The sequence below is a fragment of the Catalinimonas locisalis genome (genome assembly GCF_038039535.1).
Lineage (GTDB): Bacteria > Bacteroidota > Bacteroidia > Cytophagales > Cyclobacteriaceae > Catalinimonas.
The window spans coordinates 1-20,113 of the sequence record NZ_JBBPHP010000069.1 but is presented as its reverse complement, the minus strand read 5'-3'; the positions used below and the strand labels follow the sequence as shown (position 1 = coordinate 20,113).

Below are 20,113 nucleotides of genomic sequence, written 5' to 3'. Positions count from 1 at the left end.
ATTTTCGCTTGTGTTAGAGATAACCGGAAATATGAAAAAAACTATATACCGGTGCTTGCTTAATCCATAGAAATCGCATAAGTGCGCTATCCCGTTGTTAGCCACAAATTAAAACCAAATTCAATAAGATTTTAACTTTGTTTTCTAAAATGAAAATCTTTATGTGCTGTGCATCTGTTTTACTTCTACTTATTCCTATTATTTCTTACTCTCAGGCTAAGCCAGGCCATCATTTAGAGAACTATCGTGACAATCCATATGCTACTGATCTGTATGTTCAGGCCAGGAATGCAGTTGAACAAGGAGATTTTATGGGAGCCTGCGATTTTCTGATAGAGGCCATAAACATAGATTCTTTGAATGCTGACTATTATGACTTACTGGCTTATTCAGCAGGAAAATCAAACGATCTTGAATTGCTCAATGAATGCTATATTCAAGCTAGCTTGATTTTTAAAAACGATCATAAGGTATACTATCATCATGCGGATGCTTTTCAGTTGTTGGGTCAGTACGATATGGCAATAGAGGCGTACAATAAAGCCATTCAACTCGCTTCTTATGAGCAACATGTCAAAGACTTCAACTTATATTATTTTAATAGGGCTAATATTTATCTAAAGACAGAAAGATTCCAGGAGGCGATAGATGATTATACAAAAGCCCTTATCATTGATGATTGGCATATCGCTTCCTACCTCAACAGAGCTATTGCTAAATATAAATCTAAAAACCTGTCGGAAGCTTGCCAGGACTGGGAAAAAGCCAGTTCCTACGGAAGTCTTGATGCGAAGGATTATCTGAATAAATACTGCGAATGAATAAGTGCGGAGTTTTTGTGTGGCCGGGAAAACTTCATCCGTTATTGTTGCGATTAGGCCATTTTTATCGAAGCCCTTGTTTGTTCCCTTACCTACACTACCCTAGCAGAAATTCAGCTTCTTACTTTGAAAATCTTAAACACAGTAAGCAAATTGAAGTATTTAAAGATGTAGCCATCAAACATGCAGTGGCTTTCCAAACGTGAAGATGGAATGTAAATCAAAACGGGCTACAACACGGCATATCCGCTACGCTTCGGCCGATGACCTCACCAGCGGCTATGCTTGGCGTTATCAAATAAGAATCCTAAATATCTAAATATATTTTACCGCCCAATGCTGTATCTCAGTCAGAACGGGCTGTAGCTCAAAACCTTTTTCTGTAAGTGAATATTCTACCGTAGGCGGAACGGTGGCGTAAGCCTGCCGATGTACAATCCCAAATTGTTCTAAAGCCTTAAGTTCTTTTACCAGCATTCTTGTATTGATGCCTTCAATGGATCGCTCCAGTTCTTTAAATCGCTTGGTACCATCAAGGAGGGAATAAATAATGGCAAAAGACCATTTTCCACCTATCATATCCAAAGTTGTTCTTACCGGACAAGAAGATTTTTCAACTTTTATGAATTTTTTTTCGCCCATAAGTGACTGAATTTGAGTAATGCTTTACTATGTGTTACTACTTCACATTTTTGTAACTACTTTCAAATGTAAAGTATTAGGAATACTTTAGAATCCAAAACAGAAATGTATAATTAAAATGACTGTAAAGACATTTTTGGTGGCAGGTGCCTCGGGAGAAGTAGGTGAAGGATTCGTTGCTGAGTTACTTAGGCAGCAGCATCAAGTGATCGCGGTGGTACGCGGGCAGGATAAGGAAGATCAACTTACTTCTTTTTTGAATGAAGAAGACATCAGCCTGAAAAATCTCACCTTTGTACACAATGCTTTTGGTAATGATGCTGAAATAGAAGTATTACGGAAAAGTTTAGCCTTCCACACCATTGATGTAGCGATTGCTAGCCTTGGTGGGTGGTATCATGGGGGCAATTTATACGAAGTTTCACATGAGGATTTAGCACAGGTGATACAGGGAGGTCTATTTGCTCATCTTAATTTTGCCAAAGCTGTTTTGCCCATGATGAAAAAGCGGGAAAGCGGAAATTATATCATGATCAATGGGGGCGCATCAGAGTTTCCGGTTCCTCACTCGGGTATTATTTCCGTAGTGGCTGCTGCGCAAAAGATGATGACACAGGTGCTCTACCATGAGCTTAAAGATACGAATGTAAAAGTACAGGCGATCGCAGCTTTTGACCTGATCAAAACCCGGCACAGACCCGATAAGCAAGGTTTATGGCTGAGTCCGAAGGAAATTGTGGAGTATATCTTAAAAATAATTGATACCCCTCATGAGCTGAATTACTGGCACAAACTAGCGAAACCTATTGACTTACAAAATGTGGCAAAATGAAATACTAACCTGATTACAAAACCGCTGCTCATAAGTTGTTTGTCCTTACCATTATACTGCTACCCTTGATAGTATTGATACTACAGTCTTTACTAAATAAAATATTCCATCATTGACCTATTAACTAAGCAATAAGTATGCTCTGGCTCTACATATCGGCTGCTTTTCTATTAATCATGCTAGCCTTGTCTTTCACCAGGTTTGAGATAATACATGAGATAAAGATTAAGGCTTCCCCCGAAAAAGTATGGGCGGCGATCATAGATTTTGAGCACTATTACAAATGGAATTCTCAACTGAAGTATTTGGGGGGGCAGATAAAACCGGGAGGCAAATTACACTTGAAACTGTCAGCAGAAGGGGCAGAGCCTTACGAGTTTAAGCCAAGTATCACCCATTGGGAAATAAACAAGAAGTATGGGTGGATTGGCCGGACTGGCTTTCCAGGAATATTTGATGGTGAGCACTTTTTTGAACTCAATGACTTAGGTAATGGCAAGACTTTGCTAACCAATCGGGAAGAATACAGGGGGGTACTGTCTATGCTGATGAAGCAATTGCCGATGATGAAGCATGCTCCTCAGGGTTTTGAGAAAATGAATAAGGAACTCAAACGATATATTGAAAATCAGTAATCTATTAATCTATTAAATCATTTTACTATGGCTTTAGAAACACAGGATCTATTAGAAATCCAAAACTTGATTGCTAAATACACAGTAGCCACTGATAACAGAGATGTGGACGGTTTTATGAATTGCTGGGTAAGTCCTGAAGAGTTTGAAGGGTATGATAGTGGAGCTTTTGGACATTTGAAAACTTGGCAGGAACTGAAAGATTTTGAATCACACCACGTAAGTGAGGGGGGAGATGCCAATGGAAAGCGGCATCAGGCCACCAATATCCTGATTGAAGCAGTCAGCGATACCGAAGTAAATGTAACACATGATATGATTGTCTTAGAAGTTGCTGAAATTCCTATGGTAGTGGCTACCGGAAGGTACAACGATAGCAAAGTGGTAAAAACCGAAAAGGGTTGGAAATTCAAATGGAGAAAACTGGATATTGATACCGGCTTCTTCAAACTCATGGAGAAATGGAAGTCAGGCCAATAAGGGGAGAAATGTACATTAATGAGTCAATGCAATAGCTGCTGTATTTTTAAGAAAGTTTATCCAGCGTAGAAACTTAGTAGCGGATTCAGGGCCTTATGCTTGTAAGCCGCTACTGCTTTTTTTTCTAGCCGTAACACATCAAACCTCCTCTAGAGTATCATGATGCTTCTCATGGATGTACAACGGTCTGAGAAAATACTGACAGCCAACCCTAATGATTCAGGAACAACTTTAATCCATGAATCTCATACAATATAAAAGCAAGGTTGAATCAACTAAAGAAAAGGGAGACTGTGCCCTAAAGCCTCCCAGAAATTTAGCGAAGGTCCGCTGATGGTTTTTGTGTATTTACGGATGAGGCTAGCACTTTGGCTTGTTCCACCCAGCGGTCTCGTTCTATACGGCCGGGGAAAAACTCAATGATTTCCGTAACGGTTTTGATATCTGCGGTCGTGAAGCAACTGATTTGTTCAAAAGTATAAATGTCCAGCGCATATAGCTTCTCCTGAATAAATGGACCAATGCCTTTGATCTGGGTAAGATCATGGGCTTCTGAAGGGTGTGCTATGCCTATGCTGGAATAATCAATCTTATGTTTTCTTTTCTTTATTTTGTCAAGTAGAGCAGTTTTTTCTCCATTGCTGTGTATCAATTCTTTAGCCTGAGGCACCCATTCATCACGATGAATACGTCCGGGAAAAAACTCTATCGCCTTAGATACCGCTTCTTCATCTTCTTTGCTGAAGTTGGCAATCTGTCGGAAGGTATAAATGTCCAGCGCATTGAGCTTGGTCTGTATCCAGCTACCAATTCCGGAGATCAAGGTCAGATCATCTGCATCCTCTGCATGAGCAACACCAATACGACTGTAGTTAATCATATGCTTACGGTCTCGCAGCATTTTCAATATTTCAGAATCATCACCTCCGGTACGCATCAGTTCCTGTGCCTGGGCCACCCATTCATCGCGCTCAATTCGTCCCGGGAAAAACTCAATGGCCTGGTTAACAGTCTGAATATCTTCCTTGTTGAAATTGGCTATCTGGCGGAAAGTGTAAATGTCCAGTGCATGCAGTTTAGTTTGGATGAAGGGACCAATGCCACTGATCTTTTTTAGGTCATCAATTTCATTTTCAGATGCTCTCCCAAAGCTGTCATAATTGAGTAAGTGTTTCTTCTGGGCAATACGTTGAAGCACCTCATCTTTCTCTTCCAGTTGATGTTTCAGGTTTGTATTATTCAGCCGGGCATCATCTATCTCAGTGACTGCTTCTTTCTGTAGAGCCAGGGAGGCTTCATATTTTTTCTGAAGTTTGTTGTAGTCATTTTGCAGTAGCTCTTTGTCTCTTTCCAACTGCTTGGATCGGTTTTGAAATTTTATTAATTCACTGCTGGTGGATGATTTATGTTTCCAGCGGTAATAAAAATAGGCAGTCAGAAAGCCGATGATCGCTGCTACAAGTAGCATGAGAAAGATTTCAAGGGCCGCCCCGGCTGGGGCCGCCCCGGCTGGGGATTGTGCTTGTAGAATTAAGGTGCTCATAGTTGATGGAAGTGTAATTTAACGACATATATTTACTCAGTAACAATCAGGGTTCTGCGGTTCATTGCCCGGCCTTCGGTGGTTTCGTCAGTACTTTCAGGATCAGCCTCACCTTTTGTTTCCACCGTAATCAGATTTGCATCCAGGCCGTACTCAACCAGATAGTTTTTCACAGCTTCGGCTCTTTTTTCTCCTAACTCTAGGTTATAATCATTTGTGCCCTTGTCATCTGTAAAACCGATTACTTTGATGGTTGTGGGCGTTTGCTCAGCATACGCTTTCAACTGTTGAAGGTAATCTTCAAAGCCGTCTAAGGAGATGAAGCTTACATCGTTGAAATTGTGGTGAAGTGTAAAACTACCAGGATTGGCCACTGGGGTTTCAGTTACCTCACTGGCAGGTGCTTCAATAAGCGAGACTTCTTCTTCATTTTGCTGTACGGGCTCAGCCAGTGCAAGAGGAGAGTCTTCTAAACATAAGTTTTTGATCTGGCAGACATAATAGTGGGTAGAAAAAGAGGACCAAGCCAAAAAAGCGAGGGTTCCAAAAATGAGCGTTTTCATAGTGAAAGCATTTTTCTCTTATTAAAATAATCAACTTTGGTCTTTTTCCATACTGAATCATTGTAAATCTTATGTTAAGTTTAATTTTTAAAGACTACCAATCAATCATCAAACAGGTGACTCTAAATAAGTGTTCTTCAAAATGACAAATAGGGGAGTAGAGGGACTTTTTTCTGGTTGAGGCCTCCAGAGTTATCAATCCTTTCAGTACTATCATTCTTATCGTGATCTTTTGCCTAGCGCGATGATTTATATTTTTTCTTCTGTTTGCCCCACCATATCAAAAATCCGGTGATGGGCAATGAGGCTGCAATCAGTGAAGCAAGACATGCCATTACTTTTCCTGTAAAGCCAAAAATAGTTCCCAGATGGATATCGTAAACCAGCATGTTTAAGGTAGTGAAAGTACTGTTCTGTGTGTAAAGCCCGTTTTGAAAGTTTCCACTGATCTGTTTACCACTGTAGCGGTCATAATAATAATGATCAACATTGTACGCCATCATGTTCGGATCAATAAGCACTACACTAATGGGCTCATCTTCCTGATGTGGATTACTTACTCTAATATTCTTGTCAGGGAAACGAGCCTGGTATACCTTCATTAAGCTGTCCATGAGCACAAACTGGTCGGTTTCAGTCTCAGTACTTATCACTTCAGACCTGGGAGTTTCATAGACAATTTCATTTTCACCTGTACTGCTCTTCAAGGTTTCTCTGACCCACTCAAAGCCCCAGAACAGTCCGGTGAGAATGGTAAAAATCAGTACCCATGTTGCATAAAAGCCTAATACATTATGCAGATCATAGTTGAGGCGTTTGGGTGAAGCATTCCATTTGATTTTAAATAGTCTTTTGCTGCCTTTTCGCTTAACAGGCCACCAAAGGATGATGCCAGTGATCAGCATAGGCAGGGAAAGCAAAGTTACCCAGTGTACGATTTGCCTCCCGATGTCGCCCAGCATCAGGTTTCTATGCATGAATTTGATGTAATTGAGCCAACCCTGATTCATATCCTGCAAGTGAACCAACGCTCCGGTATAAGGATTCATCTGCGCGATATAATAAGTACCGGGCGCGTATAATAGCACCTCTGCAGTAGTGTTTTTGTCACGGTAAAAGGCGGTGCGAAAATCACCTTCAGGAAATTCCCTTTCCAAACTAGTTTTTAGCTCAGAGACAGGCACAAAATCTGAGTCCTGACTGTCAATACTTTGATGGTAAATGATGCTACCAATCTCAGCTTCCCATGTATAAATAGCACCGGATAAAGCGATAATAAAAAAAAGAATTCCTATACCTAGTCCAATAATGAGATGTAGCTTGGCTAGCAATTTTTTTAATGTCATATACTCAAGTTGTTGTATTAAGCTGGTTGTAAAGGTAATATGATATAGATTCTTCCCAATTTACTTTTACACTTTCTCTTTATTCGGGATAAACCTTAATGAGTTTAACCTCTTAAAATGCATTTCGTATATTTTAGCACTTGTCCATTTGAAAATTATCTTATTAAAATCTCAAGCTATGCATTCTGATATATTGCAACAATCCAGACTGAGAGAGCTGCGTAATGATGAGGAAAAGCCTTATGAATTATTGCTGTTGGCAGATGAGAAAAAAGAAGCAATTCAGCAGTACATTCATGATGCAAAGATCTATATTTTAGAAAAGGAGGCTGAAAAAATTGCTGTCTTTGTGCTTCAGGAGATCACCAATACGAGTGTGGAAATCAAAAATATAGCCGTAGCCGAAACCTATCAGGGCCAAGGCATAGGCAAGTATTTACTGCGAGAAGCTGCTCAAATTGCTCGTGAAATGGGCTATGATGAGCTGCTCATCGGCACTGCCAATGGATCCATTATGCAGATTTACCTGTATCAGAAAGAAGGCTTTGAGATTGCCGGTATAAGGAAAAATTTCTTCACCGACAATTACCCAAAGCCTATCTATGAAAATGGAATTCACTGCAAGCATATGATAGTCTTTCAAAAAAAGCTGTAATTCGTTAGAAAGAAAATCATAGTCTGATCAGCAACTAAGTCAAGATTTATACGAGTTTCAGTTCTTCTTTTTTACCGGTCTTTACTGCTCGGTAGATCGCATCAATAATTTTCAGATCTTTGACGCCTTCTTCACCATCCACCGGAACGGGTGCTTCTTTGCCTTCTAAAATAATTCCCGCCATTTCATCCATTTGCACGGTTTGATGGGTGACGACTGGTTGATCCAATTCACCTTTATGCGTTTTGCCTTTGATAGGACCGTAGCCAGTGGCAGGATGCAATTCACCAAAACCTTCCGTACCGTTTAAGAAAAAGCGATCCAGATTACTCATAGCATAAGTAGACAAGCAGGAAGCTACCGCACCGCTTGGAAAGCCAAACTGAAACTGTATAGTTTCATCCACACCCTCCTTAAATTTGACTGGATCTGTTTTCGTTTCCTGGGCAGTCACCCATACCGGTTCTTCTCCTACCATATATCGGGCACCGTTGATGGAGTAAATTCCAATATCCATCATAGCGCCTCCTCCAGCCAGTTCTTTGTTGAGCCGCCATTGCGTTGGGTCTCCAATCTTAAATCCGGAAAGTCCCTGAAAAAATTTGATCTCCCCAAATTCACCTGCTTTACGCATGCGAATAAGTTCCAGTGTGTGAGGCTCAAAGTGCATACGGTAACCCACCAGTAATTTAACATTGGCTTGCTTACAGGCATCCACCATTTCCTGTCCCTGACGGGCGTTGATCGCCATAGGCTTCTCACAGATGGCATGCTTACCTGCCTTGGCCACACGTATTACCTCGTCATGATGAAGTGCATTGGGGGTAATGACATATATTGCATCAATGTCAGGATTGTTTTTTACCTCATCAAAGTTTTCGTAGTTGTAACAGTTTTTATCGGGGATATTATATCGGCTTTGCCAATCTTTGATCTTACTGGGCGTACCGCTGATCACTCCGGTGATCTTAGCTTTTTTGCAGGATTCCATGGCCCGTGCTACTCGGTTGCCATAGCTTCCCAAGCCCATGATGGCTACTCTCAGCATGGGGCCGTCATAGGGTTCCTGATAAAAATCAGTAAGTTGAGCAGATGGAATTAAGGGTAATGATAAAGCTCCGGCAGAAATTTTTTGCAGAAAATCGCGACGTGAATTCATAGTATTGAATAAGTTTAGATTGTATTTGGCAAAGTATGATAAGCAGATAAAGTTATGTGAAAGTATTGATAAAATGAACTTTACGCAATACAGCTGACCAAAAGAAAGCGTCTATTATTCCCACTGAAATGCGAAATACATGCACTGCTTGTCCCCGGTATTTTTTATCGCATGAGGAACGTTAGAAGAGACAAAATAAACATCACCGGCATTTGCCGTAAAAATTTCGTTTCCAACTTCCATTTCACTTTCACCTTCAATCATTAAGATAATCTCGCTAGCCTTATGGATATGAGGTTCATGACTTTTGATACCAGGGTTAAGATTCGTGACGTGCATTTCATAGTTAGTACACATGGCAGTAGCCCGGTGAAAGTACTTTCGGATACCCCCTTTGTCATGCTCTCTGAATTCCAGTTCATCAAAATCAATGATCGCTGAGCCACCATCTTTCTTTCCTCTTCTACGATCCATCTTTTGCTTAGAGACATAATTCATGGTATAGTAAATGGCTTCGGGTGTCAGGGGGGCTATCGTGGCTTTGTCACCGGGGAGAAGTACCAGTACACTATTCTTTCCAACGCTTTGCTCACGACCTTTTAGATTGACATTTACCTCACCATCCTTAATGATAAATATCTGCTCTCTTTCAGGATCAAGTAGTTCAACTTCTTCAGTAGAACTATTGAGATGTACAGTTTTAAATTCAGCATTTTTGAAGTGCATGGTTTCACCTGTGATCAGCACACTATCTTCAGTGTGTTTGGGAAAAGGATATACTTTAGATACTACTCTTTGGGGCGTTACATCATGCCAAAGCCATTTCAATGATTCGGGCAAAATGGCCCCTCCATGGTTTCCATTATGTGCTCCTTCGCCGGGTACAAATTTGTAATCGTACTCTTTATAAGCTAAAGCAGAAGCCATCTGCTGATTCGCCAGCCACCAGTTGCCAAATTGATTGTCCAGATCATTTTCACCATCCTGAAGCAATACTTTGATGTCTTTTTTATCATTCTTTCTAATCATAGATGGATAATTATGTCCTCCTCTGATATCAGTGAAACTGCCGATATGACTGAGTACTTTGTGGAACTGCTCTGGATAATACCAGGCAGCGGTAAAGGCACAGATACCTCCTGAAGAAATTCCACAGACTGCCCGCATTTTAGGATCATCTGATAGGTTATAATCTTTTTTAAGTTCGGGGATCATTTCGTCCAGGAGAAAACGAGCGTAGGTTTCTGAAACTTCATCGTACTCCTTGCTTCGGTTGCTGGCCTGCCAGGGGCTTTCCGGCGCTGGCTGGTTGATGTCATGCCCGGGATTGATGAACAAGCCTATGGTCACTGGCATATTGCCCTGGCTGATCAGGTTATCAAAAACAGTGGGCACCCTAAAGTCGCCATCTGCTTTGATATAAGTGTGACCATCCTGAAAAATCATAAGGGCTGCGGGTTCATCAGGATTATATTGTACCGGGACATATACATAGTAGTCTCGGGTTGTATTGGGAAAAACTTTACTTTCCCACTGATACTGGCTAAGAATTCCTTTGGGAATATCTTCGTATGTTCGTGAGTCTGGCCCTTGCGTATATTCCTGCTGGGCTGATAATGGCAGAACCATCTCAAAAAGCAACAAAACGATGAGGCATCTTCGCATAGCTGTATTAGGTTGTAGTAATGATTTTATTGAGTATTGCTGAACAGTTGCTTAGCTTCAATACTCTGAAAGGCAACAACTGATTTCATAATCTATAGATTATTCAGAGGAATATGCTCTGAAAACTCAGTTTTTTTACAGGGCGATGAGTTAAAAATGATGGAAACTGCTAAGTTGATTAGATTCTATCGTCTTCATATATAAAAAAAGCCGACTTCTAAGAGGTCGGCTTATTGATTGATTTGCATAATTTTCTAGACTAGGCTCTTTTCCAAAAGTGTCTCCAGGAGAGCTCTGCCATCAGTATTGCCTAAAGCTTCGTCAGAGGCTCGTTCGGGGTGTGGCATCAGGCCAAACACATTTTTTTCTTTATTACATACCCCTGCAATTGCATGTACAGAACCGTTAAAGTTGCTTAGCTCATCAAGTTCACATTGATTGCTGCAATATTGAAAAAGGATCTGATCATTATCTTCTATTTCTTTAATCACATCATCAGGGGCAAAATAACGACCATCAGCATGGGCTACCGGAATTTTATAAGCTTTGTTATGGTCAAGTGTAGCTGTCATCAAAGCAGTTTTAGATACTGGTTTGATGTAAGCATTTTTACAAACAAATTTCTGCTCTTTGTTTTTCAGCAAGGTTCCGGGAAGCAGTCCTGCTTCAGTAAGTATCTGGAACCCGTTACAGATCCCCAAAACATGTCCTCCTTTATTGGCATGTTCTATTACGCTATCCATAATAGGAGAGAAGCGGGCAATAGCACCGGAACGAAGGTAGTCTCCGTAAGAAAAACCTCCTGGCACGAGGATGAAGTCACAGTTTTGCAGATCTCTTTCCTTATGCCACAATTTAACTACATCCTGTTGCAGGATTTCCTTATAGACATAGTAAAGATCTTCATCACAATTGGAGCCTGGGAAAATGACTATACCAAATTTCATAGTATGTAGATAGGGTGTCAGTAATTACGAGATATAATGCTTAAGAATGTATCTTTATTGAAAGTTTCAAAGGTAAAAAAAAAGCCCGACAAGCGGGCTTAAATTATCAGCTCATTTTCCACTTAATGGTGCAGCCTATTGCTTTGGTATTAGTTTCTGGTACCTTTTTCCCTTCCATTAATGCATCAACAGCATCCTGAACATAATGTACATCTGCCTTATCAGCATCTTTGTAATTATTATCAATGGCACCTATATAGGCTACCTTCAATTTACCATTGCTTTCCTTATCCAGCACATAAACATGGGGGGTGTTGGTAGCTCCGTAAGCCTTAGTGATATTTTGTGTTTCGTCCTGTAAATAAGCGAATCCATATCCTTTATCTTCCGCTCTTTTTTTCATTTCGCTCATAGCATCGCCTGGAGAACGCTCAGGGCAATTAGGGTTAATGGCTACTACAGGATAACCTTTATCAGCATAATCTTTATGCAATTGGATAATGCGCTGTTCGTACATCTTGGCATAGGGGCAGGTATTACAGGTAAATACCACAATAAAACCTTTAGCCTTCTCGTAGTCACTAAGCGATACTTTTTTACCATCTACTCCCTGTAATGCAAAATCAGTAGCATAATCACCAACTTTGTAGCCATCCTCTTTGGTGGTGTAGGCGCTAATAGTGAAAATTAGCGCGAGTATTGAGAATAATGCAACATACCTTTTCATAGCTAATTTGTTTTGTTAAAAAAACGCTTTACTTGCTCATATAATTCTTCCTTGCTAAATTCTCCTTCATGAAAGGATCTATCACCACTCGGAGAGATCATCAAAGTAGCAGGAATTGCACCACTCCAATCGGGCGAAATTTTATCAATCCATTGATTAAAATCTACCTCATCCAGATAAGCCACATCTGATTGAAGTTGTTTTTTTTCTTTAAATTTTAGGGCTTTGTCTTTATCCATATCCAGACTCACTAGCAGCACTTTTATTTCATCTGCTTGATAATCTTTTCTTAGACTTTCAAAGTGGGGAAGCTCTTTGATGCAAGGTGCGCACCAAGTCGCCCAGAAGTTTACGACCAAAGGTTGATTTTTACTTTCTGCATTGATTCTGTCTTCCAGTTCTTCAAAAGAGTAGGAAGGAATATCCTGTGCATTTGCAGTTACTATGGTGCCAAGCAAGAATAAAAATAATGTGAGCTTCTTCATATATCAATCATTTCTGCATTTATAAAATTAAGCAAAAAAATATGAAAGCTACAATGTCCTTCTCTGGGTGGAGTTAGAATTCTTTTCGCTGTCGCATTAATTTATTACGATAAGCGTTGAAAATTCTTGACTTAGAAATAAGTCCCATATACTTACCTTCATTCAACACAGGAAGATTCCAGGCACCAGTCTTTTCAAATTTTTCCATAACCTGCTGCATCGTTTCTGTAGTAGAAATTTTATCAGGTGGGGCATGCATCAGGGATGAAACTTTTATACTCTGTTGGGATTCTTTATCAAACATGATTTTCCGGATATCATCCAATGTCACAATACCCACCAGCTCTTTATGTTCGTTGACTACCGGAAAAATATTTCTTTTAGAAACCCGAACTAAATTAACAAGATCTTCTAATGAGGCATCAGGACGAATAGTAAGGAGATCTGTTTCAAGTAGTTTCTTGATGTCAATCAGACTCAATACCTGCAGGTCACGGTCATCGGGGATCAGATAACCTTTTTTTACCAAAGATTTTGTATATAGAGAGTATTTTTCAAAGTACAGGATAGTACTATACGAGAGTGCGGAAACCAGCATTAGAGGCACAAACAAAGTATAACCGCTGGTAATTTCGGCAATAAGGAAGATCGCAGTGAGGGGAGCATGCAAAATACCACTCATCAGGCCACACATACCTACCAATGTAAAATTGCTAAGGCTAATCGTTCCGAAAATGCCCAGGGTATTTACCAATTTGGCAAAAAAGAAACCAGTTACAGCACCAATAAATAATGAAGGGGCGAAGATACCGCCATTTCCACCACCACCTATTGTACTGGCGGCTGCTATGGGTTTTATAAGTATAAGTCCCAGAATAAAGAATAATAGTATGCTTACGTTGCCAAAACGTTGAACAAACATACTATTATCAAATATGGCCTGCTCATTTCCTGCAAGCATTAATTTGATAAAATCATAGCCTTCCCCATAGATGGGTGGAAAAACGAATATGATCAAACCTAAGGCCAGTCCTCCCAACACTGCTCGCTTATACTCGCTGCGAATGCTACTGAGGAAATGTTCTATCTTGTAGGTGATACGGGTAAAATATAAGGATACCAGGCCACAAAATATGCCCAGGCAAAAATAATAGGGTGTATCCATTGCCGTAAAAGGATCTTCCAGCTTAAAGGAAAATAGTATTTCATCCCCTAAGAGTAAAAGGGAAGTAAGAGAACCAGTAACTGAGGAAATTAGCAATGGAATAAAAGCATTGATACTGATATCAGTTAAAATAACTTCGATGCTGAAAATCACACCGGCGATAGGAGAATTAAAGATTGCTGAAATAGCGCCTGCTGTTCCACATCCGATCAACAATGCTCTTTTTTTTGCTTGCAGATGAACCAACCTGCCAATATTGGAGCCAATCGCTGATCCTGTAACTACAATGGGAGCCTCCAGACCTACCGAACCACCAAAACCCACAGTGATGGCACTACCCAAAAGGTTAGAATAGGTTTTGGAACGGCTGATATTACTTGACTTTCTGGATATAGCGTAGAGAATTCCTGTGATACCATGTCCAAAAGGCTCTCTAAAGAAATACTTTGCTAATAAAACGGTGATCAAAATACCTACAAGCGGGTAGGCAAGATAAAGATAGTTGGCGTATTCATAGTTGAAGTGAGACGTGAGTAAGTACTGAATGGTGTGCACACTTTCTTTTAGTAAAACTGCTGCCAGTCCTGAAAGAAAGCCTACAATAATACTTAATATCAACACAAAATTACGATTGCTGATATGTTTGATACGCCAGATTAAAATCTGAAGAAAGAAGCTTTCATTACCCATTGTTGTAAAGCTACTACAAAAGGTAAGCAAAGGATAAGAAAATGATAAAAAAGAAGTGCTTTATTTACATAGCACTCATATTATAGAAGCGGAAATGAATGTAGGCTTTGTTGGTCTTAATGATATCCAGAATATATTTCCAAAGCACTTCGTAAGGAACAATTTCAGTATCTTGCGTCAAATCGCTGGGGATAGGGGTCTTGACTAACTTTTTGTAGTAAGTTTCACCTTTCTCCTGTATCTGCTCATAATCAAATTCTTTATCAATCACGATCTCAAGTAAGCGGATGAAGATGCTACTGCGGTAGTTGTGGCGTTTGTCAAGATGAGCAGATTTATATTTTACAATTTCTTCCACACAGGAATTGATAGCACTGATATTGCCTTCCTGAATCAGGAACAAAAACTGAATCGCTAAAGTGGCTACATTGTAACCATTATACTCTTTTTCATAGCAAGGTTTGGTTCCTAAAAACTCTTCCAGGTTAAATCCCCAGCGAAGTATTTTAGTATCATGGAAAAAGATAAGGTAAGCACGATAAATATGCCAGCGATTTTTTTCAGCTTCGGGAAGGGAGTTATAGTTTTTATTCGTCCTTACTTCTCTAAAAAGATCACTGGCTTCTTTAAACTTTTCACCCTTCATTAAGAGAAGAAAGTAGTATTCACTAAACCTGAACCAGATTTTACTACCCTGTTTAACTCTATCTATTTTTTGTGAGGCATAGGCTTTACCTGCTTTGATATCGGTCAGATACAAATAAGATTGTAATTTGGAGAATATAACTGCATTCTGGCTAAGGTCAACTTCTATTTCAGTGTTAGGTTTATTAAGGTACTTTTTTTCAAGCTCAGTGCAGAGTTTAATGTTTTCTTTAAAATTCCATTTAATATTATTATAGGTGATTTCAAGCTTTGCAGCCAGGATATGCAGCCCACTGCTATTGTGTTTCTTAGCTTCTCCTTTAATCATATCAATCACCTTAGGTACACGGCTCACTACTCTGTTTTGCGCACTGATTGACTTATTGATTTGGACCATCACTTCAAAGTAAGCATCCTCACAACGCTGTTTTACATCATGAAACTTCTTGTATTTCTGCAACTCTTCTTCGGTTTCTTTATAAGGAGTGAGCTTGCCTGATTTCGCAAATTCGTTGCGTAAAAGAGTGAGTGCATCAATTACGATTAACGTAAGCTCATAAGTTTGTGCTGTCTTGATCAGATGAGGGAGGGTACGAATAGCGATTTTTGCTGCACCCTCTTTGATCATTATATGGCACTGATGGAGTTTATGAAGTGCCTCATATTCAGCTCTTTGGTATGCTGTATAGCTATCTTTGTCGTAATCAAGGAAATAGAGGTGATTGAAGAGTTTGTTTTTTAATTTCCCTTTTGCGTTTCGGTAATTTCTGTTTCCCGGGTCAGTGCCAAAAACTTCACGAGCGGCGGATTCATCATTTAGAAATTTGTTATTGGTAATGCCTTCATAGAGTAAATTGTCTTTAGAGGTTTCGTTTTTTCTAAAATTTTGATTGACAAGTTGTATACTTCTCTGGCCTTTTTTTCTAACGATTCTTACTAGCTGACGAATCTCTTTCATAGGGTAATTTGTATTAGAAATTTAATCTTGGGCTAAATCTATAAAAAATATTATTATTTTAAAATATTCTTACATATAAATTTATGAATAATATTAAGAAAAAACAGAATAATAAAGTGTAAATAAAGAAATTGTGCTATAAATTATACCCTATTGCCTATGAAAATGGCTTAAATATTACATGTAGGTGCATTAAAATATCAATATATATTGCAATAGTCATTTCTCTTCAGTACTTATTTACCCCTAAATACTTGATTATAAATGGCTTATAAGCGGATGTATATTTGTAAAAGTCTGAATTGTAGTTATATACTAGATATTCTAAGTAAATTTACTCAAAATAATAAATGCCTCCTAGATTTACAAGAGGCATTTACAACCTGAAAATATTTACTCGGTATTTTCTAATTTATAGGTAGGTTTTTACCAACTAAAATTTAAGCTTTTTTATAGTCCAAATAATGATGGCAACCATAAGCTCAATGCTGGGATATAAGTAACGATGATGAGCGCGACCACCATAGCGATAAATAGGGGTAGCAATGGTCGGATTACCTTGTCAATTCCTATTTTTGCTACACTACAGCCCACAAACAAAACAGAACCCACGGGAGGAGTACATAATCCAATACATAGGTTGAGCACCATTACGATTCCAAAGTGAGTTGGATCCATTCCCAGTTCCGTAACCACCGGTAGAAAAATGGGAGTAAAAATCAAAACCGCAGGTGTCATATCCATAAATATTCCCACAAAAAGTAAAATCAGGTTGATCAGTAATAATACAATAATAGGATTGTCACTAATAGACAAAAGTGCATTACTTACACCTTGAGGAAGATTTTCGTATGACATTACCCATGACATTCCTACTGAGGTACCAATCAAAATCATTACGATTGAAGTGGTATTGACAGTTTGTAAAAAAATTTCAGGAAGATCTTTCAACTTCACCTTACGGTAGAAAACCATTGATAAAACCAAGGTGTATAATACCGCTACTGCAGATGCTTCAGTTGCTGTAAATATCCCTGCGATAATTCCGCCGATTACTAAAACCAGTAAGATAAGACTGGGAATAGCATCAAGAAACTTAAGGAGGGCTTCTTTCAGGCTTGCTCCTTCACCTACTGGATACCCCTTGCGGTAGGCAAATACACCGGCTACAATCATCAGAGAAAGCCCTACGATGATTCCAGGTATGTAACCAGCTACAAAAAGTGCTGCTATAGATACTCCACCACTTGCCAAAGAGTAAACGATCAGGATATTGCTGGGAGGAATGATCATTCCTGTGGTTGCAGAAGTTATGTTCACTGCCGCACTGAAAGGTTTGGAGTAGCCTTCCTTGACCATACGAGGATTCATGATACCGCCAATCGCAGAAGCGGCGGCGACTGCCGAACCGGATATCGCTCCAAATAACATGGAAGCAATAATATTTACGTAGGCTAGCCCTCCCGGAAGTTTGCCAACCAACACTTTAGCAAAGTCAATGAGTTTGGCAGCAATACCTCCCCGATTCATAAGTTGACCAGCCAGAATGAAAAAAGGGATAGCCAGCAATGCAAAACTATCCAAGCCGGTGGCCATACGCTGGGCTATTGTAGTAAAAGAAGGCATTGCAGAAATACTTACCATCATGGTGAGCATCGCTGAAATACCAATACTAAAGGCTATAGGAACTCCCAGTCCTAATAAAATAACAAAACTTAGGACCAGGATAAGTATTTCTAGTAGGTACATAAAAGCAGTTGGTTGTCGATCAGATAATATTTAAACTGTCTCAGAAATGGAGCTATCTTCTTCTTTGACGGGATGTAATATGTTGAGTATGCTATAGAATATGATAATTACCCCACCAATAGGCAATACGATATATACATAAGAAAGAGGAATTTCCAACGCAGGAGAGGTCTGTCCAAGAGAAGATACAATGTAAACCAGATTAGTACCACCCACTACCATAGCTAAGAATGCAAAAATTGCTACTATGGTGTAAATCAGTGTATTTAATGATTTTCTTTTCTCAGCATTAACTTTCTGAGCTAGAAGATCAATGGAGAGATGCATTCTTTTACCGGTTACATAACTTGCTCCTAAGATACTTAGCCAGATCAAAAGGTAACGTGCAAGCTCATCAGTAAAGGAACTGGGAGATTGCAGAATGTAACGGCTTCCAACCTGCCATAGTACATTCACAACCATAACGGCCATAATGATCACCAGTACTGTTTCCAGTATCTTATCAAGCGTGTGTTTAAATTTCATAAGGTTTGGTTAGTCTAGCTTTAATACTGCGCTTGTATCAATCTACAGCTTGGATTCTCTGTATCAGGTCGTATACTTCTGGCTGATCTTTGTAGGTCTCGTAGAGAGGTTCAACCTGCTTAGCAAACTTTGTTTTGTCAGGATAAGTAATGGTAACGCCTGCTGCTTTTACAGCTTCCAATGATTCTTTTTCAGACTTAGCCCAAAGCTCCCGCTGATATACTGCAGATTCTTCAGCAGCCTCCATCAACCACTTTTGTTCCTGCTCGCTCAGCGTATTCCAAACAATCGTGCTAATCAACAGTATGTCGGGAATAGAGGTATGTTCGTTTAAAGAGTAGAATTTACATACTTCGTAGTGACGAGAGAAAAAGAAGCTGGGAGGATTATTTTCAGCAGCATCCACCACACCCTGTTGGAGCGCTGTATACAATTCACCATAGGAGATTGGGGTAGGAGAGCCCCCTAATTCCTGTACCATATTGATAGCGGTATTACTAGGCATCACCCGAATTTTTTTTCCCACAAGGTCGGCTGGTTCTTCTACAGGTGCATCTTTGGTATAAAAACTTCTGCTTCCGGCATCATAAAAGGTCACCCCTCTCAGCCAGAATTGCTCACCTTCTACCATTAGTTCTTTTCCAATTTCCCCATTCAACACTTTGAATTGATGTTCTTTATCTCTGAAAATGTATGGCAAAGAAAGCACTTTGTAATTAGGGGCGAAGCCTTCCATCACTGCTGCAGATGATTTGGTCATGGCCAGACTGCCAATTTGAAGTAGTTCAATGCATTCTCTTTCCTGTCCAAGCTGGGCACTAGGGTAAACATTAACCTGAAGTTTGCCACCGGATTTTTCTTCTACTCTTTCAGCCAGATAAAGCATACCCTGATGAACCGGATGAGAGGCATCATTGGAGTGCGCAATTTTTAAGGTACGCACACCTCCGATACGATTACAGGATGCGAAAAAGGTGAGAATAATAATTGAAAGAAGAATTTGTTTAAAATTCTGATTGAGTTTTGTCATCGCCTTTTAGGTTGTTAATTCGCTGTATCTTCCTACTTTCTCAAACTTTTTACAATATCTATAGCTTCTTTTACCTTTTCAGTTAATCCAGCAAAATCTTTTTCAGCAATGATTTCTTTTGTAATTAGTTTGGAACCCATACCTACGCAGTGTACACCAGCATTAAACCAAGCAGAAAGGTTTTCCTGTGTGGGTGACACACCTCCGGTTGGCATAATGCTTGTCCAGGGATGAGGTGCTTTAACTCCTTTCACGAAGCTAGGTCCGCCTACTTCAGTACCGGGAAAAATCTTCACCACTTCTGCACCAAGTTCTTCTGCGTAGGATATCTCAGAAAGAGAACCGCATCCTGGAGACCATGATACTTTGCGTCGGTTACAAACTTTAGCCATTTCAGGGTTCAGTACTGGAGAAACGATAAAATTAGCACCTAATTGCATATACAATGAAGCTGTACCCGGTTCATTGATTGAGCCTACTCCCATAATCATTTCAGGTGTTTCTTTTTCGGCAAACTTATTAAGCTCAGAAAATATTTCATGCGCATAGTCACCTCGGTTAGTATACTCAAATACCCGAACACCTCCCTCATAACAGGCTTTTACTACCTGCTTACATATTTCCAGGTCTTTGTGAAAAAAAACAGGTACGATGCCTGTCTCTTTCATTTTAAGCGCCACTTCAATTCTTGAAAATCTAGCCATTTTTTATATTGAATAAAGTTTATTGATGAATAAGTGATAAAAAGATGAGAAGTGATTAATAGATCATCAATCATTCCTCATCAGTCATTTTGTTATCGTGAAACTCTCCCTGAAGCATCTCCGCTCATGAGCTTCTCTACTTCATCT

The 20,113-nt window shown here is 39.6% G+C and carries 20 protein-coding genes; 5 read left to right on the top strand and 15 right to left on the bottom strand.

Going from position 1 to position 20,113, the window contains the following annotated elements:
• Positions 1-149 precede the first annotated feature (149 nt).
• Positions 150-821, top strand: coding sequence for a tetratricopeptide repeat protein (locus WJR50_RS32775; RefSeq protein WP_341297547.1), 672 nt, complete (start codon positions 150-152; stop codon positions 819-821).
• Positions 822-1,136: 315 nt separating this feature from the next.
• On the opposite strand, the gene WJR50_RS32770 is transcribed toward WJR50_RS32775, so the two are convergent.
• Complete coding sequence (locus WJR50_RS32770; RefSeq protein WP_341297546.1) at positions 1,137-1,463, bottom strand: winged helix-turn-helix transcriptional regulator; 327 nt, start codon at positions 1,461-1,463, stop codon at positions 1,137-1,139.
• A gap of 118 nt (positions 1,464-1,581) precedes the next feature.
• On the opposite strand from WJR50_RS32770, the gene WJR50_RS32765 reads away from it, so the two are divergent.
• From WJR50_RS32765 to WJR50_RS32755, 3 genes are all read left to right on the top strand, one after another.
• Complete coding sequence (locus tag WJR50_RS32765) at positions 1,582-2,295, top strand: SDR family NAD(P)-dependent oxidoreductase (RefSeq protein ID WP_341297545.1); 714 nt, start codon at positions 1,582-1,584, stop codon at positions 2,293-2,295.
• Positions 2,296-2,432: 137 nt separating this feature from the next.
• Positions 2,433-2,930, top strand: a complete 498-nt coding sequence (locus tag WJR50_RS32760; RefSeq protein ID WP_341297544.1) for an SRPBCC family protein — start codon at positions 2,433-2,435, stop codon at positions 2,928-2,930.
• Positions 2,931-2,957: 27 nt separating this feature from the next.
• The gene (locus tag WJR50_RS32755) at positions 2,958-3,410 is read left to right on the top strand and encodes a nuclear transport factor 2 family protein (RefSeq protein ID WP_341297543.1); all 453 of its coding nucleotides are present in this window, start codon (positions 2,958-2,960) and stop codon (positions 3,408-3,410) included.
• Positions 3,411-3,726: 316 nt separating this feature from the next.
• Here WJR50_RS32755 and WJR50_RS32750 read toward each other — a convergent pair whose 3' ends face one another.
• The 3 genes from WJR50_RS32750 to WJR50_RS32740 form a co-directional block, all read right to left on the bottom strand.
• Positions 3,727-4,953 (bottom strand): helix-hairpin-helix domain-containing protein, encoded by a 1,227-nt coding sequence (locus WJR50_RS32750; protein WP_341297542.1) that lies wholly within the window; start codon positions 4,951-4,953, stop codon positions 3,727-3,729.
• Between the two features lie 32 nt (positions 4,954-4,985).
• Entirely contained in the window at positions 4,986-5,516 is a 531-nt protein-coding gene (locus tag WJR50_RS32745) for an OmpA family protein (protein WP_341297541.1), read from the bottom strand.
• Between the two features lie 236 nt (positions 5,517-5,752).
• A complete protein-coding gene (locus tag WJR50_RS32740; RefSeq protein ID WP_341297540.1) occupies positions 5,753-6,862 on the bottom strand; it encodes a PepSY-associated TM helix domain-containing protein in 1,110 nt (369 codons plus the stop codon).
• A 178-nt stretch (positions 6,863-7,040) separates the two neighbouring features.
• Between WJR50_RS32740 and WJR50_RS32735 the strand changes: the two genes are divergently transcribed.
• Positions 7,041-7,517, top strand: coding sequence for a GNAT family N-acetyltransferase (locus tag WJR50_RS32735; RefSeq protein WP_341297539.1), 477 nt, complete (start codon positions 7,041-7,043; stop codon positions 7,515-7,517).
• A gap of 46 nt (positions 7,518-7,563) precedes the next feature.
• Here WJR50_RS32735 and WJR50_RS32730 read toward each other — a convergent pair whose 3' ends face one another.
• The 11 genes from WJR50_RS32730 to WJR50_RS32680 form a co-directional block, all read right to left on the bottom strand.
• Entirely contained in the window at positions 7,564-8,676 is a 1,113-nt protein-coding gene (locus WJR50_RS32730; protein ID WP_341297538.1) for a Gfo/Idh/MocA family protein, read from the bottom strand.
• A 114-nt stretch (positions 8,677-8,790) separates the two neighbouring features.
• Positions 8,791-10,341, bottom strand: a complete 1,551-nt coding sequence (locus WJR50_RS32725; protein ID WP_341297537.1) for a cupin domain-containing protein — start codon at positions 10,339-10,341, stop codon at positions 8,791-8,793.
• A gap of 254 nt (positions 10,342-10,595) precedes the next feature.
• Positions 10,596-11,288 carry a phosphoribosylformylglycinamidine synthase subunit PurQ gene (gene purQ, locus WJR50_RS32720; RefSeq protein ID WP_341297536.1) on the bottom strand — a complete coding sequence of 231 codons (693 nt, stop codon included), beginning with the start codon at positions 11,286-11,288 and terminating at the stop codon, positions 10,596-10,598.
• Between the two features lie 106 nt (positions 11,289-11,394).
• Positions 11,395-12,015 (bottom strand): thioredoxin family protein, encoded by a 621-nt coding sequence (locus WJR50_RS32715; protein ID WP_341297535.1) that lies wholly within the window; start codon positions 12,013-12,015, stop codon positions 11,395-11,397.
• A 2-nt stretch (positions 12,016-12,017) separates the two neighbouring features.
• On the bottom strand, positions 12,018-12,500 hold the full coding sequence (locus WJR50_RS32710) for a TlpA family protein disulfide reductase (protein ID WP_341297534.1): 483 nt from the start codon (positions 12,498-12,500) through the stop codon (positions 12,018-12,020).
• Positions 12,501-12,573: 73 nt separating this feature from the next.
• Positions 12,574-14,355, bottom strand: a complete 1,782-nt coding sequence (locus tag WJR50_RS32705) for a chloride channel protein (RefSeq protein WP_341297533.1) — start codon at positions 14,353-14,355, stop codon at positions 12,574-12,576.
• Between the two features lie 64 nt (positions 14,356-14,419).
• Positions 14,420-15,958 (bottom strand): hypothetical protein, encoded by a 1,539-nt coding sequence (locus WJR50_RS32700; protein WP_341297532.1) that lies wholly within the window; start codon positions 15,956-15,958, stop codon positions 14,420-14,422.
• Positions 15,959-16,408: 450 nt separating this feature from the next.
• Positions 16,409-17,707 (bottom strand): TRAP transporter large permease, encoded by a 1,299-nt coding sequence (locus WJR50_RS32695; protein ID WP_341297531.1) that lies wholly within the window; start codon positions 17,705-17,707, stop codon positions 16,409-16,411.
• Between the two features lie 30 nt (positions 17,708-17,737).
• The gene (locus tag WJR50_RS32690; protein ID WP_341297530.1) at positions 17,738-18,232 is read right to left on the bottom strand and encodes a TRAP transporter small permease; all 495 of its coding nucleotides are present in this window, start codon (positions 18,230-18,232) and stop codon (positions 17,738-17,740) included.
• Positions 18,233-18,269: 37 nt separating this feature from the next.
• Positions 18,270-19,262, bottom strand: a complete 993-nt coding sequence (locus tag WJR50_RS32685; RefSeq protein WP_341297529.1) for a TRAP transporter substrate-binding protein — start codon at positions 19,260-19,262, stop codon at positions 18,270-18,272.
• Positions 19,263-19,294: 32 nt separating this feature from the next.
• Positions 19,295-19,966, bottom strand: coding sequence for a bifunctional 4-hydroxy-2-oxoglutarate aldolase/2-dehydro-3-deoxy-phosphogluconate aldolase (locus WJR50_RS32680; protein WP_341297528.1), 672 nt, complete (start codon positions 19,964-19,966; stop codon positions 19,295-19,297).
• Between the last annotated feature and the right edge of the window lie 147 nt (positions 19,967-20,113).